The organism is [Micrococcus luteus] ATCC 49442, assembly GCF_010367585.1.
Classification (GTDB): Bacteria; Actinomycetota; Actinomycetes; order Actinomycetales; family Micrococcaceae; genus Arthrobacter; species Arthrobacter luteus_A.
Genome location: NZ_JAAAXP010000001.1, coordinates 3,697,366 through 3,714,087 on the forward strand (window position 1 = coordinate 3,697,366; position 16,722 = coordinate 3,714,087).

General features: G+C 65.5%; 17 protein-coding genes and 1 pseudogene. 5 read left to right on the forward strand and 13 right to left on the reverse strand.

The genetic code is table 11. The annotated features are described in order from the left end of the window. Window positions 1-38: 38 nt before the first annotated feature. The gene (locus tag GUV69_RS16840) at window positions 39-404 is read left to right on the forward strand and encodes a YciI family protein (protein WP_164204488.1); all 366 of its coding nucleotides are present in this window, start codon (window positions 39-41) and stop codon (window positions 402-404) included. A gap of 451 nt (window positions 405-855) precedes the next feature. Here GUV69_RS16840 and GUV69_RS16845 read toward each other — a convergent pair whose 3' ends face one another. Further along, entirely contained in the window at window positions 856-1,410 is a 555-nt protein-coding gene (locus tag GUV69_RS16845) for a GNAT family N-acetyltransferase (RefSeq protein WP_164204490.1), read from the reverse strand. Between the two features lie 592 nt (window positions 1,411-2,002). Here GUV69_RS16845 and GUV69_RS16850 point away from each other — a divergent pair. Next, a pseudogene (locus GUV69_RS16850) lies at window positions 2,003-2,446 on the forward strand (recombinase family protein); the annotation flags it as partial. Between the two features lie 28 nt (window positions 2,447-2,474). Here GUV69_RS16850 and GUV69_RS16855 read toward each other — a convergent pair. From GUV69_RS16855 to GUV69_RS16875, 5 genes are all read right to left on the reverse strand, one after another. Further along, complete coding sequence (locus tag GUV69_RS16855) at window positions 2,475-3,311, reverse strand: hypothetical protein (protein ID WP_164204494.1); 837 nt, start codon at window positions 3,309-3,311, stop codon at window positions 2,475-2,477. Between the two features lie 57 nt (window positions 3,312-3,368). Next, on the reverse strand, window positions 3,369-4,433 hold the full coding sequence (locus GUV69_RS16860) for a spore photoproduct lyase family protein (RefSeq protein ID WP_164204496.1): 1,065 nt from the start codon (window positions 4,431-4,433) through the stop codon (window positions 3,369-3,371). 34 nt (window positions 4,434-4,467) lie between these two features. Next, complete coding sequence (locus tag GUV69_RS16865) at window positions 4,468-5,079, reverse strand: hypothetical protein (protein ID WP_164204498.1); 612 nt, start codon at window positions 5,077-5,079, stop codon at window positions 4,468-4,470. Beyond that, window positions 5,076-5,900: a CPBP family intramembrane glutamic endopeptidase gene (locus GUV69_RS16870; RefSeq protein WP_164204500.1), complete on the reverse strand. Its 825-nt coding sequence runs from the start codon at window positions 5,898-5,900 to the stop codon at window positions 5,076-5,078. The genes GUV69_RS16865 and GUV69_RS16870 overlap by 4 nt, the downstream gene beginning before the upstream one ends. 112 nt (window positions 5,901-6,012) lie before the next feature. Continuing rightward, complete coding sequence (locus GUV69_RS16875) at window positions 6,013-6,657, reverse strand: septum formation family protein (protein ID WP_164204502.1); 645 nt, start codon at window positions 6,655-6,657, stop codon at window positions 6,013-6,015. Between the two features lie 274 nt (window positions 6,658-6,931). On the opposite strand from GUV69_RS16875, the gene GUV69_RS16880 reads away from it, so the two are divergent. After that, window positions 6,932-7,165, forward strand: a complete 234-nt coding sequence (locus GUV69_RS16880; protein ID WP_164204520.1) for a DUF3073 domain-containing protein — start codon at window positions 6,932-6,934, stop codon at window positions 7,163-7,165. Between the two features lie 237 nt (window positions 7,166-7,402). Then, entirely contained in the window at window positions 7,403-8,182 is a 780-nt protein-coding gene (locus GUV69_RS16885; RefSeq protein ID WP_164204522.1) for a VOC family protein, read from the forward strand. Window positions 8,183-8,262: 80 nt separating this feature from the next. On the opposite strand, the gene purM is transcribed toward GUV69_RS16885, so the two are convergent. From purM to GUV69_RS16900, 3 genes are all read right to left on the reverse strand, one after another. Further along, window positions 8,263-9,420, reverse strand: a complete 1,158-nt coding sequence (purM, locus tag GUV69_RS16890; protein WP_164204524.1) for a phosphoribosylformylglycinamidine cyclo-ligase — start codon at window positions 9,418-9,420, stop codon at window positions 8,263-8,265. After that, on the reverse strand, window positions 9,417-11,105 hold the full coding sequence (purF, locus tag GUV69_RS16895) for an amidophosphoribosyltransferase (protein WP_164204527.1): 1,689 nt from the start codon (window positions 11,103-11,105) through the stop codon (window positions 9,417-9,419). Before purF ends, purM begins: the two co-directional genes overlap by 4 nt. A 68-nt stretch (window positions 11,106-11,173) precedes the next feature. Further along, window positions 11,174-11,488 (reverse strand): hypothetical protein, encoded by a 315-nt coding sequence (locus GUV69_RS16900; RefSeq protein ID WP_164204529.1) that lies wholly within the window; start codon window positions 11,486-11,488, stop codon window positions 11,174-11,176. Between the two features lie 94 nt (window positions 11,489-11,582). Between GUV69_RS16900 and GUV69_RS16905 the strand changes: the two genes are divergently transcribed. Beyond that, window positions 11,583-12,842 (forward strand): GAF domain-containing sensor histidine kinase, encoded by a 1,260-nt coding sequence (locus GUV69_RS16905; RefSeq protein WP_164204531.1) that lies wholly within the window; start codon window positions 11,583-11,585, stop codon window positions 12,840-12,842. On the opposite strand, the gene GUV69_RS16910 is transcribed toward GUV69_RS16905, so the two are convergent. The 4 genes from GUV69_RS16910 to GUV69_RS16925 are packed head-to-tail and all read right to left on the reverse strand — an operon-like array spanning window position 12,839 to window position 16,661. Then, entirely contained in the window at window positions 12,839-13,264 is a 426-nt protein-coding gene (locus GUV69_RS16910) for an ATP-binding protein (RefSeq protein ID WP_164204533.1), read from the reverse strand. The two genes, GUV69_RS16905 and GUV69_RS16910, sit on opposite strands and share 4 nt — an antisense overlap. Beyond that, on the reverse strand, window positions 13,257-13,589 hold the full coding sequence (locus tag GUV69_RS16915) for an STAS domain-containing protein (RefSeq protein WP_164204535.1): 333 nt from the start codon (window positions 13,587-13,589) through the stop codon (window positions 13,257-13,259). The genes GUV69_RS16910 and GUV69_RS16915 overlap by 8 nt, the downstream gene beginning before the upstream one ends. Beyond that, window positions 13,579-15,549 (reverse strand): glycosyltransferase family 2 protein, encoded by a 1,971-nt coding sequence (locus tag GUV69_RS16920; RefSeq protein WP_164204537.1) that lies wholly within the window; start codon window positions 15,547-15,549, stop codon window positions 13,579-13,581. The genes GUV69_RS16915 and GUV69_RS16920 overlap by 11 nt, the downstream gene beginning before the upstream one ends. Continuing rightward, entirely contained in the window at window positions 15,546-16,661 is a 1,116-nt protein-coding gene (locus GUV69_RS16925; RefSeq protein ID WP_164204539.1) for a PP2C family protein-serine/threonine phosphatase, read from the reverse strand. The genes GUV69_RS16920 and GUV69_RS16925 overlap by 4 nt, the downstream gene beginning before the upstream one ends. Window positions 16,662-16,722 lie beyond the last annotated feature (61 nt).

The following is a 16,722-nucleotide window of genomic DNA, read 5'->3' on the forward strand; positions in this document are numbered from 1 at the left end:
GAAGTCTGCGGCCCCCCCAGGCATGGAGGCATCAGCATATGAAGCACTTTCTGCTGAGCATTCAGCAACCCGATGGTGGTGAGGCGCGGCCGGAGATTCTGGAACCCATCATGCGGAACGTGGACGCCTTCAACAGCGAGCTCAAGGCCGCGGGTGCATGGGTCTTCGCCGGAGGCTTGGACCAACCTGTCGCGGCAGTGGTGACCCGCGTTAGCGGCGGCGACGTGATCACTTCGGCTGGCCCTTACCTTCAGGGTGAGGAGCATCTCGGCGGGCTCTCCATCATCCTGGCCCCGGATCTGGATTCCGCTCTGGAATGGGGGAAGAAGCTGGCTGGTGTGACGATGCTCCCGGTGGAGATCCGGGAATTCCAAGGCGATCCGGGAGATCACCAAGCCACTTGAACGACGTGTCCGAATTGGCCCGGTAATCGCTGCAGGAGCCTTGCCGCCCTGCCACCTTCCAAGGTGGGTAAATGGACGTAGCTGTGACTGCGTTGGTGGTGGGCCGCGGCGGCTTCGGCTGTTCCGGACCGGCATCAATGCCTGTTCCCACGCTGGACATGGCAATGGCACCGATAGTGTTCACGAGAAAATCCAGGTACTCGCCTCCCCAACTTCAGGTCGGATACTCAACGGTCCGGTCACTGGCGGAGCCCTCTACGGGACACCCGGCTCAGTCGTCGCTCGAAGGCCAGGATTCAAGACGTAGCGGGCCACGGCCCGTTCTTATTGGGAGGATATGAAGATGGCATTCTGGCAATTGCCGCTTGCGTTTTGACCGCCTCATTGCATAGCCCTTCTTGCTCATGGAACGGGCAAAAACCAGAACGGGAACGGCTCTGGGACAGCTAGGTCACCAGGGCGTGCCCCGAAGGTCGATGTCACCTTCCGGCCACTCGCTCGCATCGCGTTGTGCGGAGCAGATGAGAATTGGCCCACCCTGAGTCACAACGATGGTCCTCTGATCTGTACGAGACAAACACCGTTCCGTGGCATAAACGTGAACCCACCCCACTGACTCATAAAACGGCACGACTTCCTTTCGACATCCGAGAAAGCCAAAGTCGGCGCCAGGCTTATCGCGCATCACCTTTTGAGCGCGTCGCATTACTCGCCTGCCGAGACCCGTACCGCGTGAGGGTTCATCGATTAAGACACCTCCGGTGCCGGCCACCACGACGTCATCTGTGCCCACTGCGATCCGGCGCCGTTGAAAGCCCACATGAGCCGCCAAAGCTTGTCCGCGGAACGCCAGGACGTGAGTGTCTGCAGGCGAATAGCCGTAAGGCGCATGAGGGTTCCACGGGCCAAATTCGGTCAGGTACTCCCTATCGAAAAGACTTTGGAGCGCATCAATTTCCGTTGCAGCGAGGTCGACGTGTCGTCGCACTCGAATGACTTCACCCATAGAAGCAGCATATGTCTCCGCGTCAGCACTGACCCGACCAATACCCTCAAGTCGGTCGTGGGACAACCGTTTGCGGGACGACTTTCCGCCACCTTTTTGGGAAGCAGCGAGCGACCGGAAGGCGTCAGCCCTGTCAGGGGCCCTCGAGAGATGATCCATACCTATACCTGTCCGCCATATGCCTAGACGTGTCGCAAATGATCCAACAATTCTGACATTCACCCGCAAAGGGCGAGCCAAGGCACACTACAAAGGGGTCGAAGCAGGATCTCTCAGTTCTCAGAGGTGTAACCCTCTACTTGACACATCCGTCCCTTTTGCAACTTAGGAGAAATGCAAGCCGGGAAATAGCTATTTCTAGCCGCAGTCCTTTAGAAATTCGTCGTGGAAGGATTGAGAGCATGACACGACAGGGTGTCCGGATCGAAAGATTGCATTCTTCCTGTGCGGAGGCGAGGACCGTGGTTACAACGAAATGACGCTGAAACTCATGCCCCTCCCGGTGATGGGGCTCACGCCCCAAGTCCAATTCACGACCCGGAGCTAATGGCTCCATCCAAACACAGCAACGCTCGTTTGACGTCGCCCCCTGCGCGAACGCCCCGGGCTCCGTGAAGCAATGGCTGCCTGCCGGGACGGTGACACCCTCGTGGTGACCAATCTCGACCGGCTGGCGCGATCCCTGCCTGATGCCAGGGACATCGCCGACGAGCTGACGGCCAAGGGCGTGGTCCTCAGCCTTGGCGGCAGCACCCATGATCCCACTGATCCGGTGGGCAGGCTGCTGTTCAACGTCCTGGGAATGGTTGCCGAACTTGAGTCTGACCTCATCCGGATGCGGACCCGCGAAGGGATGGCGGTGGCCAAGGCCAAGGGGCGGCTGAAAGGCAAACAGCCCAAATTGTCCGCGATCCAGCGGAAGCTTCTGCTGAAGTTGTACGACGCCGATGAACACACTCAGGCTGAGCTGGCGGAGCTGTTCCGGGTGTGCCGGACCACGATCTACCGTGAGATCCAACGACGACACTCCACGTGACGTCCAGTGCCGTAGTGGGACGGGCTAATCAGGCCCCGGCGACCGGCAGCACCAGCAGGTACCCGGCGGGCAAATCGCTGCTCCAGCGTCGTGGCTCGCGGACCACGAACTGCGTGGCCAGTTGCTCAGGCGAGAGCAGGCTGTTGGGCTCGGGCGAAGGGCCCCACTGCCCGCTGCCGTGCGGGTAGAGAGGATCCTGGACGCGGACGCCGGTGACCGTAAAATCCGGAAACTGGCCGGGATCACCGAGCGACTCGAACCCGCTCATCACCCACGCGTGGCGGCCGCTCCACATGACCAGCCCCACCGGCCGGCCAGTGTCCGCGATGGCGCGCGCCGCAGTCTGCAGCGCATCCCCGTAGTCGGCGATGCTGACCACTTTGTACGGCCCCATCCCCACCTCGGTCAGAACCTCCGCCCAGCCCAACGGGTTGGCGCCGTTGAAGGAGTTGGACGACCGTGCCCGCGCCATCTCCCACAGCTCACCCTGCTGGGCGCTGTCGGTCCACGTCCCGCCACCCGTGTCATCGATGAGGTTGTGCGCCATCTGGATGCTCGCCGCAACGCACCAGTCGAAGGTGTACTGCGGCACGAAATCGCCCTCTTGGTAGAGGTTCAGGGCGAACGCTTGAGGCTCCACGGCTGGGGCAGTCGCGGGGGGCGGTGCAGGCGCGGGGGCAGACGCTGGCGCTGGGGGAGGGGCAATGGTCTGCCGCGGGGCAGGATCGACGTCGACTGCTGCGGGGGATGCTGCGACTGATTGATTGGTGCCGGACGCGTCGGAGCTCGCCGCCGGTGTGCAGCCCGTAAGGAGGGTCGCCAGCACGGCGAACCAGGCAAGAAGACGGCGGGGCGCACCTGTCATGATCGGTCCAGTTTAGCGCGAGCGCGTCGGCGACGTGCGGCCTGCGGAAACAGTGCCTCAGAAGGCGTAGCGGATGCGGCAATAAGGTGTGATCTTGTTGATAAGCGCCGTCAGCTGCCGCACATAGCCTGACTTGGTGCCTGACCGGTAGCGGACGTTGGTGAAGCCGTTGGAGGAGACCTTCGATTCCTGCAGGTCCGGCCGCCACAGCACGGTTTCGGCCTGCGGATGCCATCCCAGGTTGACCCCGTGGAGCCGCTCGTTGTGGGTCAGGAAGATGACTTCCGCGGCGAGCTGGGCTTTTGCGGCGTCGGTCAGCGTGTCATCTAGTTGGCGCAGCAGCTCCTCCCAGTCCTGGAGCCACGTGTCCGTAATGATGACCGGGGAGAAGTTCACGTGCACCTCGTACCCGGCCTGGACGAAGTCATTGATGGCAGCCATGCGTTCCGCCACCGGCGAGGTCCGCACGTCAATCGATTTCGCCAGGTCCGCCGGCATCAGGGAAAAGCGGACCCGGGTGTGGCCGCCGTGGTCCCACCCGAGCATGGCAGGGTTCACGAACTTGGTGGCGAAGGACAGTTTAGCGGTGGGCAGGTCGCGGAAAAGCGTGACGAGATCCTCCACATTGTCGCTGATCAGCGCGTCCACGGAGCAGTCGCTGTTTTCGCCGATGTCGTAGACCCAGAGTTCGGGGTCGCACTGGTTGGGCTCCAGCTTGATGCCCTGGCGCGTGACGTGCCGCTCGACCGCCCGGGCAATCTGGTCGATATTCGCGAACACCGTCACCGGGTTGCTGTACCCCTTGTGGCGGGGAACGTAGCAGTAGGCGCACGCCATGGCGCAGCCGTTCGCAGTTGAGGGCGCAATGAAGTCCGCGGACCGGCCGTTCGGCTTGACGGTCAGCGCTTTCTTGACGCCAAGGACCAGCGCCTCGGTCTTGATCCGGGACCAGCGCGGCACGTTCGTTTCATCGCCGTGCAGTTCCGGGATGTTCCAGTGATTGTCGACAAGGACGACGTCGGCATCCGGCCAGCGTCCGATGATCTCCTTCCCGCGGGGAAGCTCCAGTGCCGCTGGCTGCGCGTAAACGCGCCGGATCTGCAGCAGCCGGTTGAATTCCATAGCTCCATTCTGCTGCCAAGTGCCATCCCGGGCGTTACGAAGCCGTTCGTGCCTGCGCCGCCGGCGCGCCCGAGCGGCTAATCCACCATCCCAGTGTGGCCATGGCCAGGCCGATGGGGATACCGTAAGGCGGCAGCCCGGCGTTGTAGCCAAGGAGGCCCGCCACAACGAACAGCACGCCGATCCACGCGGGGAACATGTGTGAACGCCAGCCCGCAATGCCGAAAACCACCCACCCGATGGCGAACAGCACGTAGCTGGACAACCCGCCGACCGCGAGCATGCCGGAGCCGCCAGCCAGGATGGCGCCGGGGGCGACGTCGGCGATCCAGGGCCCGGCGAAGCCGTCGAACCACATGTTCCCGGCCATGTCCAGGGTGCCCACCAGGGCGAAGCAGAAAGCCACCGCACCCAGTCCCCGTGCACGGCCGCCGAGCCTGAAGTAGACAGAAACCAGGGCGAGGACTAGCCCGATGAACACCACCCAGTACAGGGCATTGGTCACTATGAAGGGCCCCTGCCTCATCATCTCAATCCGGCTGAGGCTCCGGTCGGCAGCGAGCAGCCGGGCCACATCAACAGCCGCGAAAAGGACGCCGGAGACCAGCGGGATAGGTCCGGCAGCCCGGGCGAGTGGTGAGGTCATTGTTTCCTCCTGACGTGGATGGAGAAGCGCCCGACGGCGGTAGCCTGGCGGGGTGCCCTGCGCCAGGCCCGGCGGTCCAGCGCCAGAGTGGCCAGAACCGTGAGGACGACGACCACGAAGTAGATAAACTCCGCACGCCCCGCGTCTGTGCCGGTGAATCCAAAGGAGCCCATGGTGAAGGTTCCCTGGCTGTTGTGGAACAGGAACGTCAGCAGAACGCTCCCGCCTGTGCGATTGAAAAGCCATACGTAGAGGAAGGTGATGGCGAACGTCGTCGGCAGGCCGGTCAGGCTTAGTCCGCCAAAGAGGACCAGGGGCAGGTGCCACACGGCCACGAGCACGCCGAGAACAGTCGCGGACAGCAGGGGAGTGCGGGACGCCTGCAGCAGCGGGAGGGCGTAGCCGCGGAACCCGGGCTCTTCGCCCAGCGGCCCGTCAAGAGGATTAACCAGCCGGACGGCGAAGACGGTCAGCAGCCCGCTCCACGTCAACTGCGCAAGGCCCGGAGCCGGAGCTCCGAGAACCATGTTTATCAGCCCGGTGAGCGAAACAAGTGCCACCGGAACAAGGAGCGCCACGGCATACCAGACCCAACCGACGCGCCACCGGACGAGCCTCTGTCCCCAGGCGCGGAAGCCGGCACGGCCCTCGGCGACGGCGATGACAAGGATTGCCGCAGCAAGCGGGCCGATGGGCAGGAACTCCACACGGGGAATCAGCCCCGCACCGTACGCAGGCCAGGATGCCCAGGAAATTGCGTAGGTCAGGACAAAGAATGCCAGAAGCCTGTGGTGTCTTAGCAAGCCAGATGAACTGCGCATGATGGCTCCAAACAGTCACTGCAAGGTGCACCAATTGTCCGCCCCTGCGCGCCTGCGCACCAGTGGAGGCGCAGGCTGGGACTGCTGCGCCGCCGTCGTGCTCCCTTGAAACCTAGGGGAGCACGCTGGCGTTAATGACGTTTCCGGCGTCGGCCGTCACATAGCAGTCCACGCGGCGGTCGCCCGAGTCCCAACTTGTGCCGCTGGGGTACGCACGCTGGAAGTTCAGCGTGTAGTCATTGGCCGCCGGTGCCAGTTTCGCCGCCTGGCAGGCTTCCAAGGCCTTGGCGGCGAGGGCCTCCCGGCCCGGATACAGATCGCTGCCCGGGTAACGGTACACGGCCACCAGTTGGGCGGAATGCGGGGCATCGCAGGCCACCACAGTTGACCGCAGCGCCTCAGGGTCAAAGTCCTTGAAACAGTCTCCCAGCCGGTAGTTCGGAGGCGTCACGCCTTCCCGCGGGAGTGCGGGCGGGGTGGCTAGCGGAGTGGGCGACGTTTCCACGATGCCCGAGCCGGGATCCGAGGAGGAGGTGGCAGGCGGCTCGGAACCAAGCCAGTTGGCGAGCCAAACCAGGCCGCCCACAACACCCAGCAGGACCACAACAAACACTGCTTTGAGGAGGGTGGACACGGCGCGCCGCTGCTTTACCGGCGGATCCGCCGCAGGGGCAACGGGTCCTGCCGCCTTCGGAAATCCCGCGGCCGGCGGCGCGGCAGGCCTGGGCGGAATGCGGCGCTGTTCCTGGCTGTCCATCCGGATGATCCTCCCGGGTTCAGTCGCTTTGGAATGCCGTTCCGGGCGCGCGGAGCGGCATCTGTTGAAGAGACTCTATCCAAGAAAAAAGCCAGGAAGCCCGCTGTCCGCGGGGGGAAGGGTACCCGACATGGCCTGTGGACCCACAGGCTGGCAAGCACCCGCCACCGAAAGCATGTAATCTAGGTGTACGACAAATTGACCAAACATTCCGGGGCCTCACCGATAGCCAAAGGTGACCACCTCCGGTCCGAGTACAAAAGGGGGTCACGCCATGGGGCGCGGCCGTCAAAAGGCAAAAGCTACAAAGCAGGCTCGGGACATTAAGTACTACTCCCCGAACACTGACTATTCAGCCCTCCAGCGCGAGCTCAAGGGCCGTGAAGGTCGTGCCACGAGCCATTTCGCGAATGACCCGGTTGAACCGGACTATTCGGCTTATGTGGATAAGTACGCGGATGATTTGGAAGAAGACGACGACGAGGTACACACCCGTCGGATCGGCTAGCTGTCACAGCCGGTTCCGCCGCAAGGCAGCCGGTCCCGTGACACCGCAGTACACTCGGACGCCACATCTGTTCGCTGGTACAGCGCTTCTTTTCCAGCACCCCTGATCCAGACGGATCCGAGGTGCTGGCCTCAGTTATCAGGCCCGTTGCCTGCGCCGGAATCCGGTGCAGGTGGCGGGCTTTTTGGTGTTGACTGGAGTCTTGATGCGATCTGCCGCCCGCGAAAGGACCTCACAATGACAGAGAACTCCCCGTCTCCGCGCTTCCGCCACGGCGAACCGTGCTGGGCTGACGTCCAGACCCGGGACGTGGAAGCTGCCAAGGCCTTCTACACGGCGGTGTTCGGCTGGACGTTCAAGGACCTGCCCACGCCCGATGGCCGCAGCTATGCGCAGGCGTTTGCGGGTGAGGACCTGGTGGCCGTGGTGGCCCCTCAGAACCCCCATCAAGAGGCGCTGGGCACCCGCGCCCAGTGGAACATCTACTTCGCGGCAGAAGACGCCGCAGGGCTTGCCGAGGAAGTTCCCCACGCCGGCGGGTCCGTGGAGTTTGGTCCCGAGGAAGTGGGTGACACGGGTGTCATGGTGTTTGTGGATCCTCCCGGCGGCGGCACCACCGGGGTGTGGCAGCCCGGAACGCACACCGGCACCGGCCGGTACAACCAGCCTGGCGCGCTGTCCTGGACGGAACTGCTGACGCCCGAGCCGCAGGCCGCCGTCGGATTCTTCCAGCAGCTGTTCGGCCACGAGGTGACCGAGTACCCCCAGGACGACGGCGGCACCTACTCGACGCTGATGGTCAACGGTGCGGAGGTGGCGGGGATAGTCGCGGCCGCGGCGCCGGCCAGGTGGCAGATCTACTTCGGCGTCTCCGACGTGGCTGACGCGGTGCGGAGGGCTGTGGCGGCCGGTGCCGAGGCGCTGATCGCGCCGGAGTCCGACGACGACGAAACTCCCGGTGCGACGGCCACGCTCAAGGATCCGCAGGGCGGCGAGTTCAGCCTGCTGGAGGTTTAGACCGGTTAAACACATCGAGTGCTCCGTAACCGCCGTGTTGAGGGTTCAAAAGGGCAGTTACGGAGCACTCGATGGAGTGTTTAGGCGTAGGCGTTGACCAGGCGGACGGCGCCGCCGTCCACGCCCTTGGCACCCTGGACGTAGTCCGGGCCGGACTTGAGGATGGAGTCCGAGTCGGCCGTGACCGTGCCCATGACCCAGGACGGCAGGCCCCGGTCGTTGAGGCGGGCCACGGCGGCGTCGGCAGCCTCGGCTGACACGATGGCCACCATGCCCACGCCGAGGTTCAGCGTGCGCTCCAGGTCGGCCAGCGGAACGTTGCCCAGCTCGGAGACCAGCTTGAAAATGGCAGGCAGTTCCCAGGTGGCACGGTCAACCGTGGCCACGAGGCCCTGCGGCAGGACGCGGGCCAGGTTGGCGGCCAGGCCGCCGCCGGTGACGTGGCTGAACCCGTGCACGGCCGCACCTCCAGCGGAGCCGCTGACCGGGAAGGCGCGGGCCAGGTCCAGGCAGTCCGCGGCGTACACACGGGTGGGTTCCAGCAGTTCCTCGCCCAGGGTGCGGCCGAGTTCGGAGACCTGGCGGTCCAGGGCCCAGCCGGCGTGGTTGATCACGCGGCGGACCAGGGAGTAGCCGTTGGAGTGCAGGCCGGAGGACGCCATGCCGATCACCACGTCGCCTGCGCGGACGCGGTCCGGGCCCAGCAGGTCGGAGGCTTCCACCACACCGGTGGCAGCACCGGCAACGTCGTATTCGTGTTCGCCCAGCAGGCCGGGGTGCTCGGCGGTTTCGCCGCCCACCAAAGCGGTTCCGGCCACGGAGCAGGCCGCGGCGATGCCACGGACGATGTCCGCGATGCGCTCCGGGACAACCTTGCCGCAGGCGATGTAGTCGGTCATGTAGAGCGGCTCGGCACCCACGACGACGATGTCGTCAACCACCATGCCCACCAGGTCAAAGCCGATGGTGTCGTGGATGTCCATGGCCTGGGCGATGGCAACCTTGGTGCCCACGCCGTCGGTGGACGTGGCCAGCAGTGGGCGCTTGTAGGTCAGCAGCCTGGAGACGTCGTACAGTCCGGCGAAGCCGCCCACCCCGCCGATGACGGAGGAGTTGTGGGTGGCCTTCACGGCACCCTTCATCAGCTCTACGGCGCGGTCGCCGGCTTCAACGTCAACACCGGCAGAAGCGTAGGTGATGCCGGCGGCGTTCCCGGAGGCGGGGGTTGCGGAAGTCATACGGACTCTTTCTTGTCGGCGCCGGGGGTGGTGGCTGCGTGGTGGATCTCGGGCACAAGGTCAGCTTCGGTGAGCAAGTTCTCGAACTCGGCGTCCGGTCCCGGATCGCAGCCGGTGGCTCCGGCCTTCCCGGCCGGGTCCTCGTCGCTGTCGACGGCGGGAACAGCCAGTGCGGCTGTGGCACCCGGGAGGGCAGCGGGCGACGGCGTGAGGCCGCCGAGGTCGGTGCGCTCCAGCAGGTTCTTGCCCAGTTTGTCCGAGCTGGGGAGCTCGATGGGGTACTTGCCGGTGAAGCAGGCGGTGCAGAGCCGTTCCCGGGGCTGCCGGGTGGCTTCGATCATGCCGTCTTCGGAAATGTAGGCAAGCGAGTCGGCGCCGATGGCCTGGGAGATTTCCTCGATGGTGGCCCCGTTGGCGATCAGCTCCGCCCGGGAGGCGAAGTCGATGCCGTAGAAGCAGGGCCATTTGACCGGCGGGGAGGAAATCTTGATGTGAACCGATGCGGCGCCGGCCTCGCGGAGCATCCTGACGATGGCGCGCTGGGTGTTGCCGCGGACGATCGAATCGTCCACCACCACAACACGCTTGCCGCGGATCACGGACTCGAGGGCGTTCAGCTTGAGCCGGATACCGAGCTGGCGGAGCGTCTGGGAGGGCTGGATGAAGGTGCGGCCGACGTAGGAGTTCTTGACGAAGCCGTGCGCGAACGGGATGCCGGATTCCTCGGCATAACCCACAGCGGCAGGGGTGCCGGACTCCGGGACGGGAATGACGATGTCCGCTTCCTGGGTGTTTTCACGGGCCAGCTGGCGGCCCATCTCAACACGGGACTCGTACACGGAACGGCCGGAAATGGCGGCGTCCGGGCGGGCGAGGTAAACGTATTCGAAAACGCAGCCGGCCGGCGTCGGCTCGGCGAAGCGCTTGGAACGCACGCCGTCCTCGTCGATGGCGATGAATTCGCCCGGTTCGATCTCCCGGATGAAGCTGGCACCGACGGTGGCCAGGGCGGACTGCTCGGAAGCGACAACCCAGCCGCGTTCCAGCCGGCCGAGGACCAGCGGGCGGATGCCGTAGGTGTCGCGTGCCGCGTAGAGCGTGCCTTCGTCCATAAAGACGAAGCAGAAGCCGCCCTTGATCTTGGGCAGCAGCTCCATGGCGGTCTCTTCGAGGGTCTTGCCCTCCTCGCCTTCAAGAAGTGCGGTGACAAGGGCAGTGTCCGAGGTGTTGCCCTGCTTCATTTCACCGCTGAGCTGGCCGCCGTTGCGTTCCTGGATCATGGCGTTGAGCTCGGCGGTGTTGGTGAGGTTGCCGTTGTGTGCCAGGGCCACCGTGCCGGTGCTGGTTGCGCCGAGAGTGGGCTGGGCGTTGGCCCAGTGGCTGGCTCCGGTGGTGGAGTAGCGGCAGTGTCCCACCGCCAGGTGCCCGGTCAGGGTGTTCAGCGTGGTCTCGTCGAAGACCTGGGAAACGAGGCCCATGTCCTTATAGACGTTGATCCGCTTGCCGTCACTGGTGGCTATACCAGCCGACTCCTGACCGCGGTGCTGCAATGCATACAGCCCGTAATAGGTTAGTTTTGCTACTTCTTCACCTGGTGCCCAGACCCCGAAAACGCCACAAGCGTCCTGAGGGCCTTTTTCGCCAGGGAGAAGATCATGAGAAAGTTTTCCATCGCCGCGTGCCACTGGTCGATTATCTCATGAGATGCGGTAAGACTTTTCCGGGCCCGCGTTTGTGACCGCCGGGCGGAAGCCTACTGGCCGGTACCGTCGTCGGGCTCGGAATCGGGGACGGCCTCAACAACCGCGCGCTGCTGCCGCCTGACGCTGCGGCGGTCAAGGATGAGGGCCGCCACGGCGCCCAGGATTGCCCCGCCGCCGCCGAACATCACCAGGAAAAAGCCGAACACCGCTCCACGGTCAAAGCTTTCATCGCCGGGGAGCGCGTACGCCACCACTGCTGCCACGGCCACGCCCACCAGTGCCCCGAGGATGAGGAACGGCACATACTTGGGTGCCCGGCGGATAGTGACCTCGCGGCGCTCGGCCGGTGTTTCTTCAGAAGGCATGCCATCTAGCCTACTCATCATTACGGTTGCCGGGTGGCCCGATAGGATCGGCGGAGAACCGGGGGCGTAGGACACACAAGGGGGACAGCACTGCATGGATACCGTCGTGCACGGGCGGACTGTGGCGGAGACGGACCGCACGGCGGCGATCCGGAACTACGGGCTGGATTCAGCAGCCGCCGGCGGGCCGCCGTCGCCGGCCGATGGCGATGCCGCCGGCGCGCTCACCAACCTGGTCCGGCTGGCCGCGCGGTTGTGCGGCGTGCCCTTCAGCGTGGTCAACATCATCACCGAGGACCGGCAGGTGCAGATCGCGGCGTCCGGCGTGGACCCGGCCGTGTGCTCCCGGGACGACTCAATGTGCGCCAAGGTATTCCTGGCGGGCAGGACAACCGTGGTGCCGGACGCATCCCGGGACCCGAGGTTCGTGGACAACCCGTTTGTCACCGGCGAGATCGCGAGTGTCCGGTTCTACGCGTCCGTACCACTGGAGACCGCCTCAGGCTTTGTGCTGGGCTCGCTCTGCATTTTCTCGGATGACCTGGAAAGCCCCACGGCGGAGCAGATCGGGATGGTGGAAGTGCTGGCTCGCCAGGTGGTGGAGGTGCTGGAGCTTCAGCACCGCACCCTGCAGCTGAGCGACGCGCTGGCGGAACTGCAGCGCAGCAACGCCATGCTCGGTGAGTTCGCGGGGCGGGTCAGCCATGACCTCCGCATTCCGCTGACCACAATTCTGGGCTACGTGGAGCTCGCCGAGGACGATCCGGACATCCCGACCGGCCATCCTGCCCTTGAGTACCTGGAGTTCATCGGCCGCGGCGGACGCCGCATGCTGAGGACGCTCGAGGACGTGCTGGAGTACTCCCGCGTGGACGGGGGCCTTTGCCGGGAGCGGGTTTCGCTGCTGGCGGTGGCCGAAGAGGCGGCTCACGATCTGGGCGTGGAGCTGGGGTTCGCGTCCGGCATCTCCTGTGCTGATGCGGAACTGCTGGCAGACCCGGTCCAGCTGCGGATGCTGCTGCAGAACCTGCTGGCTAACTCTCTGAACTACCGCAGCCCCGAGCGTGACCTGAAGGTCGCCGTGGGCGCCGTCGTCACCCGGCAAGGGGTGACGGTCAGCGTCGCGGACAACGGCGTGGGCATCCTCCCCGCAGACCGGAAACGTGCAGTGGAGCCGCTGGTGAGGCTGCACCGGGCAGGAGACGGCCCCGGCACGGGACTTGGCCTGGCGACCTGCCGGCGCATCGCGCACGCCCACGGCGGGGAACTGGACATCCAGGACACCCCCGGCGGCGGGGCAACCATCTCCGCCCTGTTCAGCTGGGAACTGTCAGAACCCGCAGTCCGGCCCTAGGACTGGGACGTCTTGGACAGGATCCAGGTGTTGGTGCCGTCCTGACGCTCGAAGGTCACGGTGGTCACCAGCGCCTCGATGAGCGCCAGGCCCCGGCCCGACTCGGATTCGTCATCCGGGGTGCCCGGTGACAGCGGCCCGAAGGGAGGCTTCGCGTAGAAGGCGCTGACCCTCGCCTGCAGGAGCGTGGGCTGGACGCTGATGTCCACGCCCAACTCCACAGGCCGCTTCGCTTTGGCAGGCAGCGCATGCTGGACGATGTTTGACGCCGATTCGATGACGGCCGTGGTGAACGTCATCTGGTCCATGTCCTGGACGAAGGGGGCGTCGTTCCACAGACCGTCCAGTTCGTCGTGGACGGCCTCGATGGCCTCCGCCGCAGCGAGGCCCCTGAAGCTGCGCTGCGCCAGGACCTCAGTCATTGCTGAACGCGTCCTCGGCGGTGGCGTAGGCGTTGAGCACCCGGTCCATGCTGGTCAGCTCCAGCACCATTTTCACCTGGGGCTGGACGGCCGCGATGCGAAGGTCCCCGCCGGCCTGGCGGGCGGCCTTGAGGCAGCCGATCAGCGCGCCGAGTCCGGACGAATCCATAAACGCCGTGTTTTCCAGGTTCACCACGATCCGTGACGAACCGCCGGCAATGACATCGGTGACGAACTCGCGCAGCTTGGGCGCCGACACCATGTTCAGCCGCCCGTCCGCTTTGACCTCCGCGTACGAATCCCTGACCTCGTAGCTAAACTCCATCGGCTTCCCTCTCTCCAGCATCAACGTCCCCCGCGGGTTCGTAGCCCTTATACAAAACAGCCCGAACCAGGATGCTCATGACCACCAGGTCAAAAATAACCCAGGCGACGTTCACCAGGGTGCCAAGGGGCTCGGCCAGTCCCGTGGCGAGGCGGATAATTCCGACGACGGCGGCCACAGCCAGCAGCGCCGCCACAATAATCTGCGGCCGGATCAGGCTCCAGCTTGGGCCGCCGGTCTGGCGGGCCTTCGGGGTCACCGCGAATCCCAGGGGACGGCCGAACCAGACGTTCTTGGCCGCCGTCGAGCACGCCTTGATCCAGGTGGGGAACAGGGCCAGGCTGTACTGCTGGCCGCGCCAGGTGGGGATCCCGCGCCCGGCCACCGCGAACAGCAGCTGGTTGGCCACCATAAACGGGATGAACCGGAGGAAGAAGTCCCAGCTAAGGCTGGTGACGGGCAGGACGCCCAGCAGCAGGTAGATGATGGGGGCGGCGAAGTAGATGACCGCCGCGTAGCCGCTCAGGTACGTCCACATGGTGGCGAAGTACATCAGCCGCTGGCCGATCTTCAGGCCCTTCTGCACCAGCGGGTTTTCGCGGAGGAGCACCTGGATGGTTCCCTGCGCCCAGCGGAGGCGCTGGGTGAGCATGGTTGCGATGTCCTCCGGCGCCAGCCCGTAGGCCAGGATCTCGTGGTGGTAGACGCTTTCCCAGCCCATGGCGTGCATCCGCATCGCGGTGGCCATGTCCTCGGTGACGGAAATGGTGGCCAGCGGCATGACCGGCTGGGCTTCGTCGTTCCGCTCCACGTTCAGGGCATCCAGGACCGCCTGCACGGATTCCAGCGCGCCGAGCGGGGACCAGTCGCGGGCGGCCATGCGCTGTACCGCGTCATCGGCCACCACCGGCACGCCGGCCTCGCCCACATGGGCCAGCTCCATGGCGGCGATTTCCTCGAGGTCGGCCTGCAGGGCGGACATATCGGCCATGACCAGGGTCTGCACGGCGGCGTCCACCCGGCGGCGGACCCGGTACGTGATCTCACCCAGGGGCTCGCCGGCGGCCAGCTGCTCCTGCGCTTGAAGGGTGGCGGCCTCCACCTCATCCAGCACTTCCGAGACCAGGGGAGTGCCGACGTCGGCCGATTTCCGTGCCTGCCGGATGGCGGAGCGTGAGGCGGCAAGGGCGCGGCGGATGCTCTTTTCGGTCTCCTTGACGTAGCCCACCAGGCCCAGCTGCATCAGCGCTTCACGGCGCAGGATGGCATTGGAGCCGCAGAAGAAGGCCGCGTTCCAGCCGTCCTTGCCCTGCTGGATGGGGCCGTAGAACAGGGGCGCCTGGCTGCCCAGCGGATCGTCCGGGGGAACGTTGCTGAAGTACTGGGGAGTCTGGACGAGGGCAACCCGGCGGTTGTTGAAGTAGCCGAGGGTCTTTTCCAGGATGTCCGGTTCGGGGATCTGGTCCGCGTCCAGGATGAGCAGGAACTCGCCGTGGGTGACCATCAGGGCGTTGTTCAGGTTGCCGGCCTTGGCATGGCGCGGCACGTTGGCGGTCCAGTCCCCGCTGCGGGTCACATACCCCAGCCCGTGCTCTGCGGCGAGGGCTTCCAGCTCGGGGCGGGCGCCGTCGTCAAGGATCCAGGTGCTGTGCGGGTGCCGGATCTTCTGGGCGGCCAGGGCGGTGGTCATCACCATGTCCAGGTCTTCGTTGTACGTGGTGATAAAAACGTCAACCGTGGCGTCATGCGGCGGCGCGGGTGCCGCCTTGCGGATCTTCAGCTTCCACACCGTCATACCGAACAGCATCACGTCGATCAGGCTGTAGGTCTCGGCCACCACCAGGGGCACGGCGATCCACCAGGCGTCCCAGTTCAGCGAGGCGGCCCAGCGCCAGGCCACGTAGTTCAGGCCGAAGATGACGGTCAGGACCACCACCAGGCGGGTCCAGAAGCGGGTCATGCCGCGACAGCCCCGGCCAGGCGGCGCACCACGACGACGGTTACATCATCATCAGCCGTTTCGGCAGGCGCCAGTGCCAGGATGGCATCGCTGGCGGACTGCGCGGAGTTCTGGCCGTGGGCCGCGGAGTACACGGCCCGGGTGAACGACTCCACCGAGTCGAAGACGTCCAGCACGCCGTCGCTGACCACCACCAGGGCGTCGCCCGGGGCGAGACCGATGGCGGACTGCGGCCATGCCGAGTCCGCCCACGCTCCCACCGGCGGGCCGCCGCTGGGAAGACGGTGCACCTCACCGTTCGCTGTCACGTGCAGGGCAAGGCCGTGGCCGGCATCGACGTAACGTACGACGCCGGACGCGGCATCCAGCCGCGCGTGGAAGAGGGTGGCAAACGAGTTGGAGGAGTCGAGGTCCGCCGCGATGGTCCGGGCGGCCGAGGCGAAAGCTGCGTCGAGGTCCTGGCGGTGCCCGGTGGAGCGCATGACTGCCCGGACAGTGGCGGCAATCAGGGCAGCCCCCATGCCTTTGCCCATGGCGTCGGCGAACGTCAGGTGCAGGCCGTCCGGCGTGGGGTACCAGTCGTAGAAGTCCCCGCCCACGCTGCGGGAGGGACGGAAGACGCCGGCGAGGTCGTAGCCCTCTACCCGGACGTCCTCCTTGGGCAGCAGGCTTTGCTGGACCTCGGTGGCGCGCTCCAGCTCGCTGCGGGCGGCGGTATCCACGGCCGGGGACTGGCCCCTCCGGCGGAACAGGGCGTTGATCCTGGACTGGAGTTCCCGGGGGCTGAACGGCTTGCTGATGTAGTCATCGGCTCCGTTGTCCAGGCCTGTGAGTTTGTCCAGCTCGTCCGTGCGCGCTGTAAGCATCATGATGAACGCATCGGAGAACCCCCGCAGCAGCTTGCAGACCTCCAGGCCGTCCAGGTCCGGGAGGTTCAGGTCGAGCGTGACCAGGTCAGGCCGGACGCGGCGGACCTCTTCCACACCGGGGAGGCCGGCTTCGGCCTGCGTGACCTCGAAGCCCTGCTTGACGAGGATCCGGACCAGGAGGCCCCGGATGTCCGGGTCGTCCTCGATCACAACGGCACGACGTGTTTCGGGCATGGATGGCATAGCTCTACTTTTACCGTATTAAGGACACCGGGGCATGTCACAGGCCTGACGCCGCGAGTTG